The sequence below is a fragment of the Curtobacterium pomorum genome, from assembly GCF_044497295.1.
Lineage (GTDB): Bacteria > Actinomycetota > Actinomycetes > Actinomycetales > Microbacteriaceae > Curtobacterium.
Map to the genome: position 1 here is coordinate 2,312,790 of NZ_CP172409.1, position 16,542 is coordinate 2,329,331.

Annotated in this window: 13 protein-coding genes; all 13 read right to left on the bottom strand. The window is 70.2% G+C overall.

Annotated features, from left to right (window positions below; all coding sequences use genetic code 11):
• Nucleotides 1-40: 40 nt before the first annotated feature.
• The 13 genes from ACGH48_RS11055 to atpE all read right to left on the bottom strand — a co-directional run bounded on the left by ACGH48_RS11055 (nucleotide 41) and on the right by atpE (nucleotide 16,542).
• Nucleotides 41-5,923 carry an Ig-like domain-containing protein gene (locus ACGH48_RS11055; protein WP_396288612.1) on the bottom strand — a complete coding sequence of 1,961 codons (5,883 nt, stop codon included), beginning with the start codon at nucleotides 5,921-5,923 and terminating at the stop codon, nucleotides 41-43.
• Entirely contained in the window at nucleotides 5,920-7,332 is a 1,413-nt protein-coding gene (locus tag ACGH48_RS11060; protein ID WP_222657835.1) for a serine/threonine-protein kinase, read from the bottom strand. The genes ACGH48_RS11055 and ACGH48_RS11060 overlap by 4 nt, the downstream gene beginning before the upstream one ends.
• 138 nt (nucleotides 7,333-7,470) lie before the next feature.
• Nucleotides 7,471-8,292 (bottom strand): PP2C family serine/threonine-protein phosphatase, encoded by an 822-nt coding sequence (locus tag ACGH48_RS11065; protein ID WP_123312402.1) that lies wholly within the window; start codon nucleotides 8,290-8,292, stop codon nucleotides 7,471-7,473.
• Between the two features lie 3 nt (nucleotides 8,293-8,295).
• Complete coding sequence (locus ACGH48_RS11070; RefSeq protein WP_396288615.1) at nucleotides 8,296-8,991, bottom strand: FHA domain-containing protein; 696 nt, start codon at nucleotides 8,989-8,991, stop codon at nucleotides 8,296-8,298.
• A gap of 97 nt (nucleotides 8,992-9,088) precedes the next feature.
• A complete protein-coding gene (locus ACGH48_RS11075) occupies nucleotides 9,089-9,667 on the bottom strand; it encodes a hypothetical protein (protein ID WP_396288616.1) in 579 nt (192 codons plus the stop codon).
• Nucleotides 9,668-9,771: 104 nt separating this feature from the next.
• Complete coding sequence (locus ACGH48_RS11080) at nucleotides 9,772-10,542, bottom strand: YaaA family protein (protein WP_396291124.1); 771 nt, start codon at nucleotides 10,540-10,542, stop codon at nucleotides 9,772-9,774.
• Nucleotides 10,539-10,802 (bottom strand): F0F1 ATP synthase subunit epsilon, encoded by a 264-nt coding sequence (locus ACGH48_RS11085; protein ID WP_027465776.1) that lies wholly within the window; start codon nucleotides 10,800-10,802, stop codon nucleotides 10,539-10,541. The genes ACGH48_RS11080 and ACGH48_RS11085 overlap by 4 nt, the downstream gene beginning before the upstream one ends.
• 1 nt (nucleotide 10,803) lies before the next feature.
• Nucleotides 10,804-12,258, bottom strand: a complete 1,455-nt coding sequence (gene atpD, locus ACGH48_RS11090) for a F0F1 ATP synthase subunit beta (RefSeq protein WP_065959250.1) — start codon at nucleotides 12,256-12,258, stop codon at nucleotides 10,804-10,806.
• Nucleotides 12,259-12,305: 47 nt separating this feature from the next.
• A complete protein-coding gene (locus ACGH48_RS11095) occupies nucleotides 12,306-13,208 on the bottom strand; it encodes a F0F1 ATP synthase subunit gamma (RefSeq protein ID WP_123312398.1) in 903 nt (300 codons plus the stop codon).
• Nucleotides 13,209-14,837: a F0F1 ATP synthase subunit alpha gene (gene atpA, locus ACGH48_RS11100; RefSeq protein ID WP_123312397.1), complete on the bottom strand. Its 1,629-nt coding sequence runs from the start codon at nucleotides 14,835-14,837 to the stop codon at nucleotides 13,209-13,211.
• Between the two features lie 107 nt (nucleotides 14,838-14,944).
• Nucleotides 14,945-15,739 carry a F0F1 ATP synthase subunit delta gene (locus tag ACGH48_RS11105; protein WP_396288619.1) on the bottom strand — a complete coding sequence of 265 codons (795 nt, stop codon included), beginning with the start codon at nucleotides 15,737-15,739 and terminating at the stop codon, nucleotides 14,945-14,947.
• Nucleotides 15,740-15,741: 2 nt separating this feature from the next.
• Entirely contained in the window at nucleotides 15,742-16,296 is a 555-nt protein-coding gene (locus tag ACGH48_RS11110) for a F0F1 ATP synthase subunit B (RefSeq protein ID WP_123312395.1), read from the bottom strand.
• Between the two features lie 9 nt (nucleotides 16,297-16,305).
• Complete coding sequence (gene atpE / locus ACGH48_RS11115; RefSeq protein ID WP_027465781.1) at nucleotides 16,306-16,542, bottom strand: ATP synthase F0 subunit C; 237 nt, start codon at nucleotides 16,540-16,542, stop codon at nucleotides 16,306-16,308.

Genomic DNA, 16,542 nt, shown 5'->3' on the forward strand with positions numbered 1-16,542 from the left:
CGGTGTGTGCAGCGTACGGTCCGCGGGCCGCGGAACCGGGTCAGCCGGGCGCGGGTTCCGGATCGGGCTCACCCGGAACGGGCTGCGACGGCTCGGGTTCGGGTGCCGGCGCCGCTGCGATGGTCGCGCTCGGCGGGTTCGGGTCCTCGTGCCCGTCGACGATCGCGGCGACGTACACGTACCGCGCCAGGAGCGAGTCCTCGACGGTCGGCAGGGCATCGGGCGCGTAGACCGTTCCCTGACCACAGAGCGCGTAGTACCGCGACGCGCAGAAGACCACGCGGTAGCCGGTCGGCTGGAGACCGGCGTTCTGCGGCGCCGCGCTCACCGTCACCTGGGTGCCGGCGGTCATCGAGTCCGGCAGCGTTGCCCGGGTCTGAACCGGACGGAGCCCGTTGACGGTGGTGCCGTCGCCGCAGAAGTTCGACGTACTGTCCGCACACGCCACGACGGTGACGCTCACCGCGGAACCGAAGGCGACACCGTCGACCCACGAACCGTTCGCGCCGAACGACACGAGCCCGCCGCCGTTCACCGCGTACGCGTAGTGATCCACGGATCCGTTGGCGCTGGGCTGCGCTCGCGGGTTTCGGATGCGGATGGCGTACGTGCCCGCATCGTCGCTGAACTTCTCGACCGCGATGTCCGCCGACGCAGTTCCCGGTGCCGCGTACCCCTGCACGGATGCGGCACGGCTCGGGGTGCAGAACAGGCCGTTGTCGGCCAGTGCGACGTACTGGAAGTTCCCGTTCGAGCTCAACGTGTCCGTCGCGCTGCTGCCGTCCCACTTCTTGTCCGAGCCCGTCGTCGTGCAGCCGCCCGGGATGTCGACGCCGGGCGGGTAGCGGACGATCGTGAGCGTGCGACCGCTGCCGGCCCAGTCGCTCTCGGACGCGCTCAGCGCGACCGTCGTCTTCCCCGGGGACTGGTCCCGCGTCGCGTTCAGGGTCGGGACCGCGGGCGTGCCGACGGCCGTGCCCGTGGCCGACCCCGAGTTCCACTGCACGACGGTGCCGTTGCGGTCGGCGTCGTTCCGGGCCGAGATCGTCACCTTGTACTGCGCGGCGCTCTGGGCACCGGTGAACGAGGTGCTCGTCGCCGTGCCGGTGTGCCGGGTGCCGGACAGACCCGGCCCCTCGATGGTCACGATGTAGTCGTCGACCGCGCTCCCCCGATTCGGAGCAGCCACGGCGTTCCACTTGACGTCGAGCTGGTTCGGCGTCGACTTGCTCGGCGTGACGGTGATGCCCTTCGGCGGTGCCGGCACGAAGTCCGCGCTGATCGGGGCGGAGCGGCCCGACGGCTTCGAGTCGCCGATGGCGTTGGTGGCGATGACCTGGAACCGGTAGGACGCCTTCGGGTCGAGCCCGGTGAGGGTGCACACCGTCGCGGTACCGCAGTTCTTCGACACGCCGTTGGTGCCGGTGACGCGGTACCCGGTGATCGGCGAGTTGTTGCCCTGCGGGGTGGACCAGGTCAGCGTGGCCTGCCCCCCGTCGTAGGACCCGGTACGGGTCGGTGTCCCCGGAGCGTCGGGGACGTCCTGCACCGAGATCGTCACGTCGCCCCACACGTACCGGTCCGGGTCGTTCGTCGCGTCGGCGACCTGGTACTGCAGGTGGGCGTCCACGGGCTTGGCGCTGTCGGACACGCGGACCTGCAGGCGGGTGCGGTCGGCGCTCGGCGTCACGGAGACACCGCTCGGCAGCCCGCCGGACAGACCGCGGATGTTCACGACGCGCAGCCGCTGCCCGGGGAACGGGTTCGTCGGCTGGTCGTTGGTCAGGACGTCGATGGTGGTCGTCGCGCCGCGCTTGGTGATCGACCGGTCGGCGCCGGGTTGCACGAGCGGCCGGGTCGAGGCCACCACCCCGACGGTGACGGTGCCGGCACGACCGGCGTTCGCGTCGTCCTGCACGCCGATGCCGATCGACGCCGTGGTGTTCTTCTTCGCGGTGTCGGCGACCGTGATGGTCAGCTGCTGCTTGGAGATCGTCGCGGTGGTGCCGGCCGTGGGACGACCGACGACGGAGTAGCGCAGCTCCGGCAGGTCCTTCGGGTACGGGTAGTCGGTGAGCTTCGTCAGGTCGACGGTGCGGGTCTCGCCCGGCTGCATCTCGACCGCCGAGCCGGTGAACGCCGGCGGCTGGTTCGACCGTGGCGTCACGGTGACCGGCAGCACGAGGGTCGCCACGCGGCCCTTCCCGCCGTTGGCGGCGGACCCGTCCGTGACCTCGAACGAGATGGACGCGTTGCCGTAGTAGAGCTTCGACGACGTGAACTGCAGCGTCGACGAGTCCACGACCAGGCTCTGGCCGTTCGCGTGCGTCGCCTTCACCGTGCCGCGGTCCGTGATCGTCGCCGTCTCGCCGTTCGCGGTGACGACGTAGTCCTCGAGCGGGATCCGGACGGTGGCTTCGCTCTTCACGGTGACGGCGCCGGCCGAGCGGTTGATCTGCGGCAGGGCGTCGTCGAACCCGGGCACGTTGATGAAGCCGTAGGACACGATGTCGGGGTGGTCGACCCGTGCGACCGAGAACGGGATCACCTGGGACTCGTCGGTGAGCCGGATCGTGATCCGTCCGTCGTCCGTGAGCCGTGCGGTGTCGCCGTAGCCGTCGACGACCCCGACCTGCAGATCGGCGGCGGTGCCCTCGGCGAAGAAGACGTTGTCGAGCACATCGACGGTCACGCTCTCACGCCGCAGGATGTCCTGCAGGTCCAGGGTGGTGTCGTCCACCTCGGGACGGAGGGGCTGCGCGTCCGGGTCGACGGTGACCGTGAGGAACGCGGTGCTCGACCCCCCGCTGGCGTTCGCCACCGTGTAGAGCACGGCGTAGTCGCCCGACCTCGCGGCCTTCGGGGGTGTCACCCGGATCTGCTGCTTCCGCAGGATCTTCGCCGACACGTCGTCGGCGGTGGGCTCGGCCGCCGACACGGTGAGCTGGCCGCCCTCGGGGTCGGAGTCGTTCTGCAGCACCCGCACGGTCACTGAGCCGCCGGGTCGGATCGTCACGTGGTCGGCCTCGGCGACGGGGTTCGACGCCTGCTCGGCCCGTGGCGCGATGCCCACGCGAACGGTGCCGGTGGCGCGTGCGCCGAGGGCGTCGACCACCGTGTAGGTGAACTCGTCGGTGCCGGCCGAGTAGTCGCCCGCCTCGTAGGTCAGTGCGTCGGAGGCCACGTCGGTGACCGAGCCCTTGTCGGGGTTGGATCCGACGCCGACGAGCTGCACGGAGTCGCCGTCCGGGTCGATCCCGTTCAGCGGCACCGTGATCCGCACCGACGAGCCGGCCACGACCCGGGCGGTGACGGTCTGCGGCACCGGTGGGTTGTTCGTCGCTGCGTCCCGCTCGCGCACCGAGATCGAGACGGCCGCGTCGGCGTACTGGCCGTCCGGACCCGCGACGCGGTAGACGGCCGTGTAGTTGCCGGGGGTCTTCGGCGCGAGGTAGCGCAGGTGGTCGCCCGAGGCGAACAGCAGACCGCCGTCGCCGGGCACGTTCTGCACGAGTTCGGGCTCGAGGGTCAGGGGTTCGCCCTCGGGCTGGGTGTCGTTGTCGAGCACGTCGATGTTCGCGACGTCACCGACCCGGACGGTGGCGCTGTCGGGCTGGGCCACGGGCGGCTGGATCCGGTCGGGCTTGGGGATCTCGACGACGGTGATCGTGCCGGTGGACGACGCCAGGCCGTTCGTCTCGGTGTAGCCGAACGACACCGGCCCGTCGAGCGGTGCGGTCAGCGTGACGCGCACGGTGTGCTGGTCGAGGATGCTCGCCTGCACGCCGCTCCCCCGGACGGGCCCGTCGAGGGCGGTGACGAGCAGCACGCCGCCCGCGGGGTCGATGTCGGTCGCGGTGACGTCGGTGTCCTTGGTCGACAGCGTGTTGACGAAGACCGTCTTCGGGGTCGTGATGGGGGCGGTCGAGGCGTCCGGGGGCGCGAGCACCGTGACGCGGACGATGCCGCTCGACGTCTTCACGCCGTCGGTCACGGTGTACTCGAGCTGGTGGTCGCCGGCGCTCGCGCCCTGCACCCGGAAGGTGCCCGCGTCGTAGCTCGGGGTGACCGTCAGGCCCGACGCCGACGACACGCTCGTCAGGGTCACGGTGCCGTTGCCGCCGCGGACGTGGTCGAGCGGTTCCACCGTGAAGGCCTTGCCGGCGTAGCCCTGCACCGGGAACGGGTCGGCACGCAGGGGCACGCTGCCCTGCTTCGCGAGGTGGACGGTCACCGAGCCGCGGCCGTCAGCACGTCCGTCGCTCACGACGAGCTGCACGGCGCGGTCGCCGGTCCGTCCGCTGTCCGCACGGAAGTCCAGCAGACCGTCCGGTGTGGTGGACACCCGGTCGCCGTCGGAGGCGGTCGCGGACTTCAGGTACACCGGGTCACCGTCGGGGTCGACCCAGTCGCCGAGCACGCTGCTGACGACGTGTCCGTTCTGCACCACGTCCGCCGAGGTGTCGCGCACCTGCCGCGGGGCTTCGTTCTGCGACTCCGGCCGGACGCTCACCCGGACGGTCGCGGTGTCCGATCCGCCGTTGCCGTCGGTGATCGTGTAGGGGAAGGTCACCGTGCCGCTCGCCCGCGACGACAGCGTGACCTGCAGCCGCTGGCCGTCCCCGACGATCGCCACGCGACCCGCCGACTCCGGGAAGGACCCGACCTCGCTCACGATGATCGGGTCACCGTTCGGGTCGTAGTCGTTCAGCAGGACCGGGAGGCTCGTGGTGCGTCCGGGACGAGCGCCCAGGTCGTCGTCGACCGCCACCGGCGGCTTCTGGTCCTTGTCGACCTCGGGGTCGTCGTCGGAGACCTGCTCCTGCTGCTGCTCGTCGTCCTGCTTGATGAGGTCGGCCCAGTTGTCGATGAGCTGGCCGCTGCGGTCGATCGCCCAGGACCGGCCGCTCGCGGGGTCGTTCGCGACGATCGTCTGCCCGTTGTGCAGGATCTGCAGCGTGCTGGTCCCGCCGGTGCTCGCGAGCCGCTGGAGGGCGTTGCCGTCGCAGGTGTCGATCGCCTGACCGCCGGCCCACGCCGCGTAGGTGCAGCTCCCGTCGACGTACGGTCGCGCCGCACGGCCGGACACCTGGAGGGCCGTGGCGTCGACGGAACCCGAGGCGCTCACGCGCACGAGCCCGGCGGTCCCGGCGACGGTGACGTCGGACGAGGTGTCGGATGATCGCTGGAGCGCGGGCGACGCCCCCACCCGGTCGCCGAGCTCGACCGAGCGGCCGTCGATCGACAGGGCACCGCTGGTGCGGTCGAGCACGGCCAGGTGCCCGTCGAAGGTCGCCACCTGGAAGTCGTCGGTGCGGTCCATGTCGACCTTCCACCGCTGGTCGACGGACAGTGTCGACCCGACGTCGACGAGCGACGCGGTGCCGGTCTTCGCCGAGTACACGGCGACGTGTCCGTCCGAGGCGTCGAACACGGTGTCCGCCCCGAGCGTCAGGTCGGCCTTGGTCGAGGCGTCGAACTCGGTCAGGTCCGCCGCGGGCGTCGCCCAGAGCTCGCCGGTGTCCTGGTTGCCGATCACCGCCGTGTCGCCCGCGAAGAAGACCTTGGGTGTCCCGGCGGGCAGCGTCACGGCATCGCCGACGGTGGCGTCGGCGACGTCGACCTTCGCGACGGTCCCCTTGGTCTGGTCGACGCTGTAGACCATGGACCCGCGCTGCAGCACGGACAGGTCGTCGCTCGCGGTCTCGACGGCGGTGTTCAGCTGGAGGACCCCGGTGTTGGCCCGGCCGACCGCTCCGTACTCCGCAGAGGGCACCCAGACGGTGCCGTCGCCGAGGTCGACGCGCTGCGTGTGGTACCCGGTCGAGACGATCGCCGTGGTCGCGACGACCGCGGCGACCAGGACGGAGACCCCGGTGGTGACGGCGGCGGAACGGTGCTTCGCGACGAGCGCGCGGATCACCCGGCGCTCCCGACGGTCGCGCACTTCTGCGCGCTCGCGGCGCCGGTCTTGCCGTCACGGTTCACCGCGACCGCGATGCACTCCTCGTCACCGCGTTGGCCGGAGACGACGAACGTCGTGCCGGTCTGCTGGCTGGACGACCCGTTCGACGAGATGACGTACGTGTCGCCGCTCCGCAGCCCGGGGTCCGCCCACGAGAAGGACACTGACTCCGCCGAGGTCTGCGCGCGGACGTCGGCCACCACGGGGATGGCCCCGGCGCCGAGCCGCCCGACGACGACCACGGTGGCGATGGCCAGGGCCGCGACCACGACGACGGTCAGGGACGTCGCCCAGACGAGCGTCGAACGGGTGCGGCGACGCGCACGCGTGACCGACCCGGTGCGGTGGACCGTCCCGACGCTCTGCGAGCCGCCGGCGACCACCCCGCCCTGGACCGCACGACGCGTTCGGCGCCGGGCACCGACCCGTGACGGCGGCTGGAGCTCGCGGATCATGGTCCGGTCGCCCTCGGGCGCCGGGGTCGCGATGGCCCAGGCCTCGACCGCGACGTCGGCGGCGGTCTGCGGGATCCCGAGCTCGGCCTCGACCTGCTGGAACCCGCGCACCAGTTCGAGCACGGTCGTCGGCCGCGACGGCACCTTGCGGGACAGCGCGGTGGCGAGCAGACGTTCGAGCGACGGCGGCACGTCGGTGCGACCGGTCGGCTTGACGCCGCCCTTGTCGATCCGGGCCATCAGGTCGCTCGCACCGTTCTTGCCGCCGCGGACCTCGAAGGGGCTGCGGCCGGCGAGCAGCGAGTACACGGTGGCGGCGAGGGAGTAGACCTCGGACTGGATCGTGCCGCGGGACTCGTCGATGAGCACCTCGGGCGCCGACCACGGGATCGACATGCCGACGGGCTCGTCCGGGTCGGTCCCGCCGATGGTGGCCGCGATCCCGAAGTCGGACAGGACGGGGTTGCCGTACGCCGTGAGCAGGATGTTCGACGGTTTGATGTCGCGGTGGAGCACGCCTTCGCGGTGCGCGGTCTCGAGGGCGGACCCGATCCGGACACCGATCGAGAGCACCTCGGACACCGGGATCGGCTCACGCCGGTAGCGCTCGCTGAGCGACGAGGAGCAGAGCTCCATCACCAGGTACGGACGGCCGTCCGCCGCGACGCTCGCCTGGAACACGGTCAGGATGGACGGGTGGGTGCTGAGCCGGGCCATCAGGTTGGCCTCGGCCTGGAACATCTGTCGGACGCGGTCGTCGACGACCTCGTCGAGCAGGACCTTCACCGCGACCTGACGGCGCGGCATGTCCTGCTCGTACAGGAAGACGTCGGCGAAGCCACCGGAGCCGAGGACGTGCACGGGGCTGAACCCGCCGATCACCGGCGGGTTGGACGGCAGGCGTCGAGCCATCGTCGTCTCCTCCCCGGCCGAGCGGCCAACTCTCTCGTCGTGGCACAGTCATTGTACGAAGCGCCGGTGACCGTCGATCCGCGCACCGACCGCCTGTGGACGGGTGCACTCCCCCAGTTCGGGGGGTCCTGACAGTGGTCAGTGCCGCGGGAGCGTGTCCTCGAGGTCGCCGTCGTCGGGCGCGGCATCGACCTGGAGCACGACGACGGTGACGTTGTCCCGACCGCCGGCGACGACCGCGTCGCCGACCAGGCGTTCGGCGAGCTCCTGCGCGCCGGCTTCCCGCGCGGCGATGCGGGCGATGCCGGCGTCGCCGAGTTCCTTCGTCAGTCCGTCGGAGCAGACGATGTAGCGGTCACCCGCGCGGAGCGGCAGCGTCCACCAGTCCGGTGCCGGTGGCTCGCCGAACCCGACCGCGCGGGTGATGACGTTGCTGTCCGGGTGCTGCTCGGCGTCCTCGGCGCGCAGCAGGCCGGCGTCCACCATCTCCTGCACCACGGAGTGGTCCACGGTGACGCGTCGCAGGACGCCGTCCTCGATGCGGTAGGTCCGGGAGTCGCCGACGTTGAAGACGAGTGCGGCCGGCTGGCCGAGCGACGCGACCAGTGCGATGCCGGTGACGGTCGTCCCGGCGCCGATCGCGTTGCCACCGGCTGCGCGTTCGATGTCGGCGGTGGCGAGCAGCAGCGCCCGCTGGATGCCCTGCCGCGAGGTGAAGGACTCCTGCGTCACCTGCTCGAGCCGACGCACGACGGCGTCGCTCGCGCGGTCACCGGCGAGGTGACCGCCCATGCCGTCGGCGACGACGAAGAAGGGCGCCCCGACGATGTAGCTGTCCTCGTTGTGGTCACGCCGACGACCGACGTCGGTCGCGGCTCCCCACGAGAGCGTCAGGGTGGCACCGTCGGCACCGGGGACGTCGATGGCGTGCGCAGTCGCTGCTCGGCCGAGTTCGGTCACGTTTCAGGATCGCTCTCTGGGGGGTCGGGGCGTGCCGGGTGCTGTCTGGTCGGTGGGCCACGGGGGAACCGGTGGGAACCCGTCCGCCGTCGGTGCGACCCGGAGGTACGGCGACAGGACCTCGATGGCGTTGCCGTCACCGACCTCGACTACCGTACCCGTCAGTGCGACGATCGACGCACCCGATGCCATGCGGTACACCGGCGCGCCGGCCGGTCGGACGACGGTGCCGTTCGTGGACCGGAGGTCCTGCACGACCACGGCTTCGCCCTCGGCGTGGATGCGGACGTGCGAGGACGACACCTGCCCGTTGGCGGAGCGCACCGTCACGAGTTCCGGTTCGGGGCCGCTGGTGATCCGCGGCAGCGACGGGCGCCGCCCGATGATCACCGGGTGGTCCAGTCGGAAGGTGCGGTCGCCGATGCGGACGGACGGCACACGCGCCGCGGGCGCGGCAGGGACGGACGGGAGGCCCGGCACGGCTCCGACGGGCACGCTCGGTCCGGCGGTGCTCCGGACACGGGCGCGGACGATCGTGTCCTCCGGGTCGGCTCCGTCGACGGCCGGCTCGCCGTCGGGCGCCGGCGGCTCCGTGCGCGGCCGGATGACGGTGTCGCCGAACAGGTCGTCGACACGGTCGCCGCCGCCCGTACCGTGGGGTCGACGGATGACGGTGTCGTCGATGTCGTCGTCGCGCAACCGGAGCCCTTCGGATGTGGTCCCATCCACCGTAGACGATCCGGTCGACCCGTCACACCGTGTCGTCCGACGTGCGGGTGACCGGGGCCGGGGCCGGTCACGATCGGCGCCGGTCACGACGGGGGTCACCCCACGTCGGGGAGCTACCGGCCAGCACCGAGCGCAGGACCAGGCCGGCGAGCGGGTCGTCTGCGCAGGTCTCGAGGGCGTAGCGCGCACGGGTCTCCGCTCGGGCCGACGACCCGAGCGCCCACGCACACCAGGCTCCGAGCGCGAGCGCACCGGCGGCTCCGGCCGCGCTGTCCCCCAGCCGGTCCTCGGCGCGCCAGACCCGCCACGCCTCGGCACACCGGTCGCCAGCCGTCCGCACACGGTCGCGGTCCGGTTCGGGCCCGCGACCCAGAAGCGCTGGCGGCACGGGGCCGTCGGACGGGTCGAACCCGCGGACCGACCGTGGATCCGGCAGATCGCGTGCCACCAGGAACGGCACGAGGGCCAGACGTGTCGCGAGGGCACCACACGCCGTGACGATCGCGATCGCCCCGGTCCTGGTGCAGGGGCCAGCGCCGGGCGCGACCAGCGATGCTGCGGCCGCGGGCAGTGTGACCGCCGCCGCGATCTCGCGAGGGAAACGGACTGCGGTCTGGTCGGGGGAACGTGCCGTCGAGGGGATCATGCACGCCATCGAAGCGTGATCCGGGCCTCCCGGCAGGCACGAGCCGACCACCTGTGGACAGCACCGCCCCGGCCCGACCTGTGGAGGACGGACCGGGGCGATGGTCAGACGGCGACGGGTTCGAGGCTCTCGGCGACCAGGTCCCACCCGGAGTCGCTGCGCTCGACGACGACACCGTTGGCCGCGGCCCAGTCGACCAGCTCGTCCATGGTCGCGACGACCGCTCCGGCGCGCGCGAGCAGCGCGACCAGCCGACCCTTCGCGGTCTTGTTCCAGTGGTTCAACGCTCGTCGTCGACCGGAGCCGTCGACGCTCACGACGCGCGGGGCGACCGAGCCCGGGACGGGACCGAGCTGGCGGTAGCCATCCGACCGGAGGTCGAGGACCAGGCCGTCTGCCCGCTCGTCCAGGACCCGGGACGAGACCGCCGGCCAGTGCGACGCGAGCCGGAGGTTCCCGAGCCGGGAGTCGTGCGACAGCCGGTACGCCGGGATCGGGTCGCCCGCGCCGATCGGACCGAACATCGCCGACTGCACGACCACGTGGTCGAACCACCACGACCGCGTCGAGTCGTCGGCCGTCTGCGCGCCGAGCGGGTCGTAGAGCACCCCCGTGTAGCGCTCGATCGCGGGCATCGTCCCCGACGTGTCGAACTCGAGGTTCCGGAACCGTTCGGCGATCGACTTCGGGCCGAGCTTGAGAGCCGTCCTGGCCGAGGACTCCTCGGAACTGACAGAGCGGGCCGCGGTGATCACCGCGGCCCGCTCATCGGCCAGTTCCGGGAACGAGAGTGCACGCAGATCGAGCGTGCGGCTCGTGTCCCCACCCTCCCGCTTCGTCTCCGAAGGCGGGAGGAGGACGGTCAGTCCGGTCAGGACGCCAGCGCGGCCTGCCGCGCGACGATCGTCACCGTGTCGTGCTCCACCGACAGGAAGCCGTCTTCGGCGTCGACCGCGACGGTCGACCCGTCGGCCCGCGTGATGCGGACCTGACCCTGCGCGAGGATCGCGAGCATCGGCTCGTGTCCCGCGAGGATACCGATCTGGCCCTCTGTCGTGCGTGCGACGACCATGGTGGTGTCGCCCGACCAGACCTCACGGTCGGCCGAGACGACGCTCACGCTGAGACCCGCCATGTCAGCGGTTCTCCTTCTGGATCTGTGCCCACTTCTCTTCCACGTCGTTGATGCCACCGACGTTGAAGAACGCCTGCGTCGCAACGTGGTCGAACTCGCCGTCGGCGATGGCGCGGAAGGACTCGATGGTGTCCTTGAGCGGCACCGTGGAGCCCTCGACGCCGGTGAACTTCTTCGCCATGTACGTGTTCTGCGAGAGGAACTGCTGGATACGACGAGCGCGCTCGACCGTGATCTTGTCCTCTTCGGAGAGCTCGTCGACACCGAGGATGGCGATGATCTCCTGCAGTTCCTTGTTCTTCTGGAGGATCTGCTTGACGCGCGTGGCCGTCTCGTAGTGGTCGGCGCCCAGGTACCGCGGGTCCATGATCCGCGACGTCGAGGTCAGCGGGTCGATCGCGGGGTACAGACCCTGCGACGCGATCTCACGCGAGAGCTCGGTGGTCGCGTCGAGGTGCGCGAACGTGGTGGCCGGAGCCGGGTCGGTGTAGTCGTCAGCCGGCACGTAGATCGCCTGCAGCGAGGTGATCGAGTGACCACGCGTCGAGGTGATGCGCTCCTGGAGCACACCCATCTCGTCGGCGAGGTTGGGCTGGTAGCCCACGGCGGACGGCATGCGACCGAGCAGCGTCGAGACCTCGGAGCCGGCCTGCGTGAAGCGGAAGATGTTGTCGATGAAGAGGAGCACGTCCTGCTTCTGGACATCGCGGAAGTACTCCGCCATCGTCAGCGCCGACAGGGCCACGCGGAGACGCGTTCCCGGCGGCTCGTCCATCTGGCCGAACACGAGGGCCGTCTTGTCGAAGACCCCCGCCTCTTCCATCTCACCGATGAGGTCGTTGCCCTCACGGGTGCGCTCACCGACACCGGCGAACACCGACACACCGCCGTGGTCCTGCGCGACGCGCTGGATCATCTCCTGGATGAGGACGGTCTTGCCGACGCCCGCACCACCGAAGAGGCCGATCTTGCCACCCTGCACGTACGGGGTGAGGAGGTCGATGGACTTGATGCCGGTCTCGAACATCGAGGTCTTCGACTCGAGCTGGTCGAAGGCCGGGGCCTTGCGGTGGATCGGCCAGCGCTCGGTGATCTCGAGCTTCTCGTCCGTGTTGAGCACGTTCCCGAGGACGTCGAACACCTTGCCCTTGGTGACGTCGCCGACGGGGACCGAGATCGGAGCGCCCGAGTCACGGACCTCCTGGCCACGGACCAGGCCGTCGGTCGGCTTCAGGGAGATGGCACGGACCAGGTCGTCGCCCAGGTGCTGGGCGACCTCGAGGCCGATCTCCTGCGACGAGTCACCGATGGTGATGGTCGTGAACAGGAGGTTGTACATCTCCGGGATTGCGTCGTGGGGGAACTCGATGTCGACGACGGGACCCGTGACACGGGCGATCCGGCCGACACCGGGCGCCGACGACGTCTCGACCGCGGTGGTTGCGGTGTCGGTCATGGCTGGTGCCTTCCTGAGGGTGGGTATCTGTCCGCGAACGACGCGGACTACTTCTTCTTCGACGAGAGGGCGTCGGCGCCGCCGACGATCTCGGAGATCTGCTGCGTGATCTCCGCCTGACGCGCGTTGTTCGCGAGTCGGGTGAAGTCACGGATCAGCGAGTCCGCGTTGTCGCTGGCCGCCTTCATCGCCTTCTGACGGGCGGCGTGCTCGGAAGCAGCCGACTGCAGCATGGCGTTGAAGATGCGGCTCTCGATGTAGACCGGGAGCAGCGAGTCGAGCACCGCATCGGCGTCCGGCTCGAACTCGTAGAGCGGCAGGGGCTCGTTGCCCTCGGGCTCCTCGACCCCTTCGACGACCTCGAGGGGCAGCAGGCGAACGACCTGCGGCTCCTGCGTCGCCAGGCTGAGGAACCGGTTGAACACGATGTGGATCTCGTCCACGCCGCCCTCTGCGGTGTCCTGGAGGAACTTCGCCACGACGGCGTCGCCGATCTCCTTGGCCGTCGAGAACTCCGGCTGGTCGGTGTTGCCGACCCACTGCTGCTCCGACGCGCGCTCACGGAACGCGAAGTACCCGACGGACTTGCGACCGACCAGGTAGTAGACGACGTCCTTGCCCTCGCTGCGGAGCAGGGAGGCGAGCTCCTCGCCCTGCTTGAGGACGTTCGTGCTGAACGCACCGTTCAGGCCGCGGTCCGAGGTGAAGAGCACCACGGCCGCACGGGTCGAGGACTCCGGCTCGGTGGTCAGCACGTGGTCGACGTTCGAGAACGTCGCCACGGCCGACACCGCACGCGTCACGGCTCGCGAGTACGGGCCGGACGCAGCCATGCGGGCCTGCGCCTTCTGGATCCGCGACGCCGAGATCAGTTCCATCGCGCGAGTGACCTTCTTCGTGGTCTTCGCGGACTTGATTCGCTGTCGGTAGACCCGGACCTGCGCTGCCATCTAGCGACGACCCTTGACGATCTGCTCCTGGTCGACGTCCTCGGCGTCTGCCGCGTCGAACTGCTCGGAGCCGAGGGTCTTGCCGTCGCTCGTCTGGAAGCTCTTCGAGAACTCGTCGATCTGCTTCGACATCTCGGCGACGGTCTCGTCGCTGAGCTGGTTCGTCTCGCGCAGGGTCGTGAGGACCTCGGAGTTGCGACGCAGGTGGTCGAGCAGTTCGGACTCGAAGCGCAGCACGTCCGGCACCGGAACGGTGTCGAGCTTGCCGTTGGTGCCGGCCCAGATGGACACGACCTGCTCCTCGACCGGGTACGGCGAGTACTGCGGCTGCTTGAGGAGCTCGGTCAGGCGAGCACCACGATCCAGCTGACGACGCGACGCCTGGTCGAGGTCGGACGCGAACATCGCGAACGCCTCGAGTGAGCGGTACTGCGCCAGCTCGAGCTTCAGCGTGCCGGAGACCTTCTTGATCGACTTCACCTGGGCGTCACCACCGACGCGGGACACCGAGATGCCCACGTCGACGGCCGGACGCTGGTTCGCGTTGAAGAGGTCCGACTGCAGGAAGATCTGGCCGTCGGTGATCGAGATGACGTTGGTCGGGATGTACGCCGAGACGTCGTTCGCCTTGGTCTCGATGATCGGGAGACCCGTCATCGAACCGGCGCCGAGCTCGTCGGACAGCTTCGCACAACGCTCCAGCAGACGGGAGTGCAGGTAGAAGACGTCACCCGGGTACGCCTCGCGCCCCGGCGGACGACGCAGGAGGAGCGACACGGCACGGTAGGCCTCGGCCTGCTTCGACAGGTCGTCGAAGATGATGAGGACGTGCTTGCCGGAGTACATCCAGTGCTGGCCGATGGCCGAACCGGTGTACGGGGCGAGGTACTTGAAGCCGGCCGGGTCGGACGCGGGAGCGGCGACGATGGTGGTGTACTCCATCGCACCGGCGTCCTCGAGCGCGCCCTTCACGGAGGCGATCGTGGAGCCCTTCTGACCGATGGCGACGTAGATGCAGCGGACCTGCTTGTCCTCGTCGCCGGACTCCCAGTTGGCCTTCTGGTTGATGATCGTGTCGATCGCGATGGCCGTCTTGCCGGTCTGGCGGTCGCCGATGATCAGCTGACGCTGACCACGGCCGACGGGGATCATCGCGTCGATGGCCTTGATGCCGGTCTGCAGCGGCTCGTGCACCGACTTGCGGGACATGACGCCGGGAGCCTGGAGCTCGAGGGCACGACGTCCTTCGGCTGCGATCTCGCCGAGGCCGTCGATCGGGGCGCCGAGGGGGTCGACGACGCGGCCGAGGAAGCCGTCACCGACGGGGGCCGAGAGGACCTCACCGGTACGCGTGACTTCCATGCCTTCTTCGATGCCGGCGAACTCGCCGAGCACGATCGCGCCGATCTCGTCTTCGTCGAGGTTCTGGGCCAGGCCGAGCGTGCCGTCCGCGAAGCGGATGAGCTCGTTGGCCATGACGCCGGGGAGGCCCTCGACGTGCGCGATGCCGTCACCGGCGTCGGTGACGTGCCCGACCTCGGCCGTGGAGGCCTTCGTCGGCTCGTAGTTCGAGACGAAGTCCTTCAGGGCATCACGGATCTCATCGGGGCTGATGGTGATGTCTGCCATGGGATTTTCCTTGTGGTTTTCCGGGGCCCTTCGGCTCCGAGAGGGTGACGCTGCCGGACTCGGCAGTTCCCGTTGTGGACTTGGGAGGAGCGGCTTCGACCGTACGCCTAGCCGGCGAGCTGGAGCCGGAGCTCCGAGAGCCGCGTGGACACGGTGCCGTCGATGACGTCGCCGCCGATCTGCACCCGGACCCCGCCGACGACCGTGGGGTCGACGACCTGGTTGATGCTGATGTCCTTGCCGTAGCGCTCGGCCAGACCGCGTGCAACGCGTGCCGACTGGGCGGTCGTGAGTGCCGTGGCGGTGACCACGGTCGCGACGAGCTTGCCGTCCTGCTCGGCCACGATGCGCGAGGCATCGCGGACGAGTTCACCGATGCGGCGGCCGCGAGGCTGCTGCACGAGCGCGGAGACGATGGTCACGGTCTGCTGCGACGCCTTCGGGCCGAGGAGCCGCTCGACGAGCGCGCCCTTCTGCGTCGGGCTGCCGAGCTTCGTGCCGAGTGCCAGCTCGAGGCCGGCGTCCGAACGGACGGCGGTCTCGAAGGCGAACAACTCGGACTCGATCGGCGAGCCCGGACCCGCGGTGGCGGCGACGGCGCGGATGCCCGCGTCCTCGATGCCTGCGAGCAGATCCTGCTGCGAGGACCAGCGCGAGCCGGCCACCGCGGTCAGGACCGCGCGCGTCGCATTCGACTGACCGGCGAAGACGCGGTCGATGAGGACCTTCTTGCCGGCCGGGTCGGCCGTCGGGTCGGACAGCAGCCCGAGCAGCTGCGGCGCACCGGCGATCGCACGCCCGGAGGCGAGGATCTCGGCACCCGCGGCCAGGTCGGCGCTCGAACCGAGGTCCGAGAGCACCGCCCTGGTGGACGCGAGTGCTTCTCTGGTAGCGCTGCGCATGCTCAGTGCTCCCCCGTCTTCGTGGCCTGCGAGGCCTCGAGGTCGGCGAGGAAGCGGTCGACGACTGCCGACGACTTGGCGTCGTCCTTGAGCGATTCGCCGATCACGCCGGACGCGAGGTCGAGGGCAAGGGTGCCCACCTCGGACCGGAGGGACTGGACAGCGCTCTGGCGCTCGGCTTCGATCTGCGCCTGGGCGTTGGCCGTGATGCGTGCTGCATCGGCCGCTGCCTGCTCGCGGACCTCGTTGCCGATCGCCGTGGCGTCGGCGCGGGCCTGCTCGCGGATGCGGGACGCCTCGGAGCGGGCGTCGGCGAGCTGCTTGTTGTACTCGTCGAGCGCAGCAGCGGCCTGCTCCTGAGCAGCCTCTGCCTTCTTGATGCCACCCTCGATGGCCTCAGTGCGCTCATCGAGCATCTTCGTGATGCGCGGCGTGACGACACGCCACATCACCACGAGGATGATGAGGAAGGCCACCGCGGACCACACGATGTCGTACACCGGCGGAATGAGGGGGTTGTGCGTCTCCTCCGCCGCGATGATGAGTGCGTTGTGCATCGAGGAACCTTAGTTGGTGAAGATGAAGTACGTGGCGATGCCGATGAAGGCCAGGGCCTCGGTGAAGGCGATACCGATGTACATGAGGGTCGTCAGGCGGCCCTGGAGCTCGGGCTGGCGAGCGACGGACTCGATCGTCTTGCCGACGACGATGCCGACACCGATGGCCGGGCCGATCGCAGCGAGGCCGTAGCCAACCGTCGCGATGTTGCCGTTGATCTCCGCGAGAACGGTCGTTGCGTCCAC